The organism is Desulfuromonadales bacterium (genome assembly GCA_035620395.1).
Taxonomy (GTDB): Bacteria; Desulfobacterota; Desulfuromonadia; order Desulfuromonadales; family DASPGW01; genus DASPGW01.
In genome coordinates, this window is the sequence record DASPGW010000159.1 from 24,584 (window position 1) to 32,058 (window position 7,475).

Sequence of the window (7,475 nt, forward strand, 5' to 3'; positions counted from 1 at the left end):
GAACTGCCCGAACGGAAAGGATTGCATCATGATCACCCTGCGCAAATCGGCAGAAAGAGGCCACTTCCGGGCCGACTGGCTCGACAGCCGCCACTCCTTCTCCTTCGATACCTACCACGACCCGGCGCACATGGGCTTTCGCACCCTGCGGGTCATCAACGAGGACCGGGTGGCGCCCGGCGCCGGCTTTCCGCTGCACCCGCACCGCGACATGGAGATCGTCACCTTCATCCTCGCGGGGGCGCTGGAACACCGCGACGACCTCGGCCACCGGGAAATCATCCACGCCGGCGAGGTGCAGCGGATCACTGCCGGCACCGGCATCCGCCACAGCGAAGCCAACCCCTCGGCGACCGCTGAGGTCCACCTGCTGCAGATCTGGCTTCTTCCCGAAGAGAAGGGGCTGGCGCCGAGCTACGAGACACGGCGGTTCGACGCTCTCGACGGCAACAGTCTGCGCCTGCTGGCCTCGCGCGACGGCCGCGGGGGCTCGGCCGTCATCCATCAGGACGTCAGCCTTTATGCCGGCGCCCTGGCCGCCGGCAGCCGCCTGGAGCATCTCCTGCTGCCGGGACGTCACGCCTGGCTGCAGGTGACCGGCGGCGAGCTGACCCTGAACGGCATACCGCTGGCGGCCGGGGACGGCGCGGCCGCCAGCGCGGAGAGCGAACTGGAACTGGCGGCCTTCAGCGAAACCGCCTTCCTCCTCTTCGACCTCGCCTGACCACCGCCGCCGGCGGCGGAGACAGCCCAGGAAAATGGTGCAACTGCCGGAAAGACGATGTACAATACCGCTGGCCCAAGCTGTAACCGAACGGGGCCAGGAGACATCCGTGGATATGAAACGACTCGGCAGAATCATGTTCCAGGGGCTGGTGGCGATACTACCGGCCGTACTGACTCTCTATATCCTCTTCTGGCTGGTCCGCTCGGCGGAAATCGTGCTCGGCGGCATGCTCGAGGTGCTGTTGCCGGTGGGCTGGTACCTGCCCGGCATGGGCCTTCTGACCGGGCTGGTGGTGGTCTTTCTCTTCGGCCTGGCGCTCAACGCGTTTCTGGTGCGGCGGCTGCTCGACCTGAGCGACGAGTTGATGAACCACATTCCGCTGGTCAAGACCCTCTACGGCTCCCTCAAGGACTTCGTCGGCTTCTTCACCAGCAAGCGGGAGACGCAGTTCAACCAGGTGGTGGCGGTTGAGCTGAATTTCGGCGGGACGCCGATGCGCATGATCGGTTTCGTCACCCGCAGCGACTTCAGCGGGTTGCCGGCGGGGATCGGCAACGAGGGAGAAATCGCCGTCTACCTCCCCCTGAGCTACCAGATCGGCGGCTACACGGTGATCGTTCCCCGCACCTCGGTCCAGACGGTGAACATTTCCACCCACCGCGCCATGGGTTTTGTCGTTACCGGCGGCATGACCACCGACAAGGGGCACCATCGTGCGACTCACTCTGCGCCGTCCGCCCCCACCCCCGTCCAGAGCGAACACCCGGTCGAAAGCTGAGCCGGGCGTTTTTTCTTGCTTCGGCAACCTTTGCCCAGCCGGCTCAGGTGATCAGGAAGCGGGTGAAGTCCTCGCGCAGAAAGCGCTCGGCCTCGGCAAAGCCGGGCGAGCGGGTGAAGATGACGGCCAGCACCGGGTAATGGCGGAAGTCGGTGCGGCGGCAGTCGAGGACGGTGCCGAAGAGGCGCCGCAGTTCATCGTAGCGGACGGCGCGGATGCGGCTGCGGTCGAGAGTCGGGGGAAGGTCGGCGATGTTGAAGAAGAAATGCTCCTTGCTGCAGCGGGACAGGATCGTCCCCCAATCGGGGGGCCGGCCGAAGAGGAAGGCCTCATAGGGATTGATCCCGTAGGCGAACCACGCCAGGTCGGTGGTGCCCCAGCCGGCGAAGCGCAGCGGGTTGACCTCGACGGGGACGATGCCGCGAGGCGTGCGGCGAAACTCGGCGTGAACCGGAAAATCCCGCAGACCGCAGAGTTCGCCGATCCTTGCCAGTTCCCGTTCGCAGAGCGGCCGCCACTCCTCGATGACCTCCCGCCCCGTGAAGTAGACGCGATCGCTGGTGTCCTCCGGCCCGGCGAAGAGGTGCTGGAAGATGTTCAGCACCACCGGCCGCCCCTCCCCATCAAAGTAGGCATCGACGGCCAGTTCCTCCCCTTCCAGGTACTCCTCGACGAGAAACTCCTCCAGGCCGATCACGCAGCCGGGATAGAGTCCGCGCAGCCTGGCCAGTTCGGCAGGCAGCTCACGGACCAGGCGGGCCCAGGCTCCCGCATCGACGACCCGGTGCACCCCCATGCTGAAGAAGCCCACCGCCGGCTTGAGCACCACCGGGAAGGAGAGGTCGGCCGCACTCACCCGGGAGAGTTCCTCCAGCCGCAGGTGCCGAAAATGGACGTGGGGATAGAGAGGCCGGGTGCGCCGGCGGAATTCATCCTTGTCCTTGAGCAGAAGCGTGGCCTGCCAGAGGGGAGTGTCGCCCAGGTTTCGCTCGATGCAGGCCAGGGCGTTTTCGGAGTTGGTATAGAGCCGCGGTCTCGCCGCCTGCCGGAAGCGGGCGAAAAAGGTCGCCTCCGCCAGCCGCTCCATCTGCTCCCCCAACATGAGGGGCAGCCCTTCGGCGGCAAGGACCGGAAGGCGGTTACGAACAGCGGTCTCTTCGAGCAGACGCGAAACGTAGGGCCAGTCGAGGATCAGCATGGACGACTCCACTTCCTGCCACTTACTGATACTTCCAATCTGCCCCCCTTCAGACTTATTTTACCTGCAAACCAGGCGTGTCAGGCATCGTTGGCCGCCGCCTCCCCGGCGATCTGCAGGGCGGCCCGCAGCCCCGACTGCACCGCCCCTTCCACCCAGCCGTGGAGCAGGGAAGCGTGCTCGCCGGCAATGCGGATCCGTCCCTCCGGGCGGACGATATCTTCATGCATCGCCATCTGCCCGGGGGTGAAGAGGGCGAAGGCGCCGCGGGCGAAGGGCTCCTGGTGCCAGGCGATGGAAGCCCCGCTCTCGCACTGGTCGAGAAATGCGGGAAATATCCGGCCGAGCTGCCGGGCCGCCGCCGCCACCCGCTCTTCGGAGCGGAGCGGATACCAGCGTTCGGCATCCTCCGCCCAGGTGTAGCTGGCCAGGATCAGGCTGCGGCAAGTTTGCGGAAAGGGTTCGAGGGGGAAATAGGCGGCCCGCAGGGGAAGGTCGGTGATGGTCGTGCCGGCCGTGGCCGGCTCGCCGGGGGAGGCCGGCTCCCAGAAACGCTCCCGGACCTGGAGGAACACCTTGGCCGAGGCGATGTAGTGCAGGTTCTGGATGGCTCGCCGCTTGCCGGGGGAGAAGGGAGGATCGACCTCGACGGTGGTGGCCAGAACCGGGAAGGGCGCGGTCAGGATGAGGTAATCCCCTTGCATCTTGCCCCGGCCGGCGGGGCCGCGCCAGTGGACCGTCACCCCCGCCCCGGACTGCTCGATACGGACCGCCTCGGCGCCGAACCGGATCCGCTCTGCCAGGGTGCGGCCGCAGCCCGGCGGCGGGGTGGACAGAAACTTCTGCGCCAACTGGTCGCAGCCACCGACGATCTCCACCTGGTCCCGGTCCCAACCGCAGTAGAAGACCCGGAGCAGCTCGAGGAAGGCGATCCCCAGCATCGAATCGTATCCCCCCAGGCCGAGGCCGACCAGGCCGAACAGTTGCAGATCCTCGGCCGACCAGGGCTTCGGCCCCCGGACCAGGAAGTCGCGCAGGGAGAAGTCGCGAAACTCCTCGGTCAGCGTCCGCCAGACCTCCGAAAACCGGTCGTCGACGGCGCAGTCCAGCCGTTCCCGGATCGGGGCAAGAGATTCCTCCCAGAGGCGCAGCACCCGCCTGGCGGCGAAATCGGCATCGTTCTTCACCCCCCGGCCGGCAAAAAGCCTGCCCCCGAGGTGGTAGAAGCCCCGGTCGTCGACGTCGACGTTGGGAAACAGGCGGGTCCTGAGCCCGAAGAGATCCCGGGCGTAGTAAAGAGTAGTGCGGTGGACTTCCGGAATGCGCATCGACCCGGCCTCACCGTAGAGCCCCGGGGCAAAGGCTTCCCGCATGGTGTAGAGGCGCCCCCCGGCCCGGTGCGAGGCCTCCAGGATGACGGGCTCATGCCCGGCTCGCAGCAGCTCGAAGGCGGCGGTCAGCCCGGCCGCTCCGGCGCCGACGATGAGGACGGTGCGGGGTCTTCCGGCCCGCGGCAGGCCTTTTTGGGCCAGGGCGAGGTAATCGAAGGGGTCGTCGGGAAAATGCCGGGGATTCCAGCTCGGAGATCCTCCTTCGGACATGGCAAACGCTCCTTGGTCATGGCAATCGCTTCCGGGTTCTCGCCGGAAATGGAGCCTAAAGTATAGCAGCCCTTCAGGATGATGACAGAGCCGGGCGGTTTCGCCGTCCGAGCGTTGCCTCGCCGGGGTATTGTGGTAGTAGATACGCAGGGAAGGAACGGACGGCCGGCACCCTGCCCCTTCCGGCCAAGGAGGACGACATGACATACGGAATCACGCGCGGCGAGGCCCTCGCCCTGGTGCGGCAGCGCCTGCGCAATCCCAACCTGGTGAACCACTGTCTCGCCACCGAGGCGGTGATGCGGACCCTGGCCCGGCGCTTCGGCGCCGACCCGGAGCTGTGGGGCCTGGCCGGGCTGCTGCACGATCTCGACGCCGAAACCCGGCCCGACCTGCAGACGCATACCCTGGAGACCGCGGCGTTGCTGGCGGAGAAGGGAGTGGCGCCGGAGATCATCGATGCCATCCGGATGCACAACGAACAGGCCCAGGGCGGGCGCCGCCGGCAGGAGGTATTCCATCACGCCCTCGCCGCCGGCGAGACGATCACCGGCCTGATCGTCGCCGCCGCCCTGGTCTATCCGGACCGGAAACTCGCCAGCGTCCAGCCCAAGTCGGTGCGCAAGCGCTTCAAGGAGAGGCAGTTCGCCGCCGGCGCCGACCGGGAGACCATCGCCGAATGCGAAAAGATCGGTATCCCGCTCGACGAGTTCTGCGAGCTCTGCCTGCGGGCGATGCAGGAGGTGGCCGGTGATCTGGGGCTCTGATGACTTATTTTGGGGAAAAATTGGGCATGGGGCTCAATGCACCGTCCCATACACGCTGCGCCCCTGCCCGTAGTACGCATCGTAGACATGTTGGTAGATGGCGTCGCACTTCTTTTCATACAGGGACTTGTCGAACACCTCCGGCAGGTAGTCGAGCATGATCTCGATGGTCTGCCGCACCCCCGCCCGGGTCATTTCCTTTTTGCGCCAGTCGAGGACCAGCTTCTCCCGTTTCAGGAGATCGAGCAGGTCGCGGGCGACCTTCTTGACCTGCTTGCGCTCCTTCTCGGTCAGCCCCGGCGCGGGCTTAATCAGCAGGTCGAAGAGGGCCAACTCCTCTTCGGACAGTTCCTCCTGCATGTGCCGGCGCTCCTCGTCGTTCAGGTCACGGGCGAACTTGAGCAGTTCGCCGAAGACCGCCTCGACGTTGAGGGCGCCACTGTTGTATTCGTCGATGAGGCGCTGGAACCTCTCCAGGTAGTCCATGCGCGAGCGGTTGAGAAGCACCAAGGTTTTGAGTCTCTGCTCCAGCGCTGCCTTGAGCTTCTCGATTTCGGTCCGCTTCCGGGCCTTGGCGAATTTCGCCTTCAGGGCCTCGAAGTCGATCTTGGAGATGTCGATGGGTCCGCCGTACTCGGTATCCTTCGGATCGCGGATGAGGTACCCCTCGGCGGCGATCGATTCGTCGAGCAGACCCTCGACCTGCTCCATGACGCCGGTGATGTCGACTTCGGGGTCTAAGGAGCGGATCGCCTCGGCGATGTTGACGATCACCGCCCGTTTCGGGCCGAACTCGTTGGCCGCCGGGTCGGGGAGGATCGCCTTGTAGATGCGCGCCACCCAGTTGGCCAGGCCGAGGTACTGCTTCTTCGACTCGTCGCTGACCAGGATCGCTTCGACCGCCGCGTCGCGCCGGGCGATGAAATCAAAGTCGCGGGCCGCTTGAATGCCATTCAAGGGGCTGCCGACCTTGTTCAGGAAGGCCTCGGTCTCGGCAACCTTCTCCCGCAGTTTCTCCACCAGGAAGGCCTTGACCTTGACCGGACACTCGCCCTCCCCTACCCCGCCCCCTGCTCCCGAGCCGTAGATGGCCAGCGCCTTCTGCATGTTGCGGAATACGCCGACGTAGTCGACGATCAGGCCGTTGAGCTTGTCCCGGAAGACCCGGTTGGCGCGGGCGATGGTCTGCATCAGGGTGTGGTTGCGCATCGGCTTGTCGAGGTAGATGGTGTTGCAGCACGGCACGTCGAAGCCGGTGATCCACATGGCGCAGACGAAGACCAGGCGAAAGGGGTCGTCCGGGTCCTTGAACTTCTTCTCCAGGTCCTCCCTGACCAACCGCAGCCGATGCGGCTTGAAGTCGATCCCTTTCTCGGCGAAGAGCTCCAGCTCGTTCTGCGCCTGGGAGACGACCACGGCCATGTCGGTCGCTTCCATGTAGGTGAGCTGTTCGGCGAGCCGCTGCTTCTTCCAGTCGTGGCGGGCGACGGCCAGCTCGTCCTTGAGGTGGGCGATCTCCCGCTGCCAGTGGGCCTGGACCTTGTGGTACATGCGCACGGCGGTGAGCTTGTCGATGGCGATGAACATCGCCTTGCCGCGCTGCCCCCGCCCGACGAAGTGGCGCACCACGTCCTCGGCGACCTTCTCCAGCCGCTCGTCGCGGGTGACCAGGTGGTACTCGCGGGCGAACTCCCGCTCCAGCTTGCGCTCCTGCGCCTCGTCGAGTTCCGCCTCCTCCAGCAGGCGCTCCATCTCCTCGTTGAGTTTCTCGTTGGTGAGCTGCAGCTCGGGGATGCGGTTCTCGTAGTAGAGGGGGACGGTGGCGTTGTCCTCCACCGACTGCTTGAAGTCGTAGATGCTGACGTAGTCGCCGAAGACCTTGCGGGTCAGCTCCTCGCCGGCCATCAGCGGCGTGCCGGTAAAGCCGATGAAGGCGGCGTTGGGCAGGGCGTTGCGCATGTTGAGAGCGAAGACGTCGTACTGGCTGCGGTGCGCCTCGTCGGTGATGACGATGATGTCCGAGCGGTCGGAGAGCTGCGGGTAGGTTGCCCCCTTCTCGGTGCGGAACTTCTGGATCAGGGTGAAGACGAAGCGGTGATCCTCGCGCAGCAGCTCCTTCAGGTGCTCGCCGCTGCCGGCGTGGATGCGCTTCTCCTCCTCGGTGACCACCCCGCAGTTAGCGAAGTTCTTGTAGATCTGGCCATCCAGCTCCTGCCGATCGGTGACGATGACGAAGGTCCAGTTCCCCGGCAGCGTGCGCAGCACCTTCTGCGAGAAGAAGACCATCGAGTAACTCTTGCCGCTCCCCTGCGTGTGCCAGAAGACCCCGAGCCGCCCCTGGTTTTCCTTGAGGTTTTCTACCGCCACGATGGCGTTATTGACTCCCAAGAATTGGTGATTCTTG

The 7,475-nt window shown here is 65.5% G+C and carries 6 protein-coding genes; 3 read left to right on the top strand and 3 right to left on the bottom strand.

What is annotated here, in order from left to right; translation table 11 throughout:
• Window positions 1-28: 28 nt before the first annotated feature.
• Both VD811_08600 and VD811_08605 read left to right on the top strand, forming a co-directional pair.
• Window positions 29-724 (top strand): pirin family protein, encoded by a 696-nt coding sequence (locus tag VD811_08600; protein HXV21030.1) that lies wholly within the window; start codon window positions 29-31, stop codon window positions 722-724.
• A 115-nt stretch (window positions 725-839) separates the two neighbouring features.
• Entirely contained in the window at window positions 840-1,505 is a 666-nt protein-coding gene (locus VD811_08605; protein ID HXV21031.1) for a DUF502 domain-containing protein, read from the top strand.
• Window positions 1,506-1,548: 43 nt separating this feature from the next.
• Here the strand turns inward: VD811_08605 and VD811_08610 are convergent, their stop codons facing one another.
• Window positions 1,549-2,703, bottom strand: a complete 1,155-nt coding sequence (locus VD811_08610) for an ATP-grasp domain-containing protein (GenBank protein HXV21032.1) — start codon at window positions 2,701-2,703, stop codon at window positions 1,549-1,551.
• Between the two features lie 80 nt (window positions 2,704-2,783).
• On the bottom strand, window positions 2,784-4,304 hold the full coding sequence (locus VD811_08615; protein ID HXV21033.1) for an NAD(P)/FAD-dependent oxidoreductase: 1,521 nt from the start codon (window positions 4,302-4,304) through the stop codon (window positions 2,784-2,786).
• A 200-nt stretch (window positions 4,305-4,504) separates the two neighbouring features.
• On the opposite strand from VD811_08615, the gene VD811_08620 reads away from it, so the two are divergent.
• Window positions 4,505-5,071: an HDIG domain-containing protein gene (locus VD811_08620; protein HXV21034.1), complete on the top strand. Its 567-nt coding sequence runs from the start codon at window positions 4,505-4,507 to the stop codon at window positions 5,069-5,071.
• 33 nt (window positions 5,072-5,104) lie between these two features.
• On the opposite strand, the gene VD811_08625 is transcribed toward VD811_08620, so the two are convergent.
• Window positions 5,105-7,475, bottom strand: a 2,371-nt coding sequence (locus VD811_08625; protein HXV21035.1) for an HsdR family type I site-specific deoxyribonuclease, incomplete at its 5' end; no start/stop codon positions are given.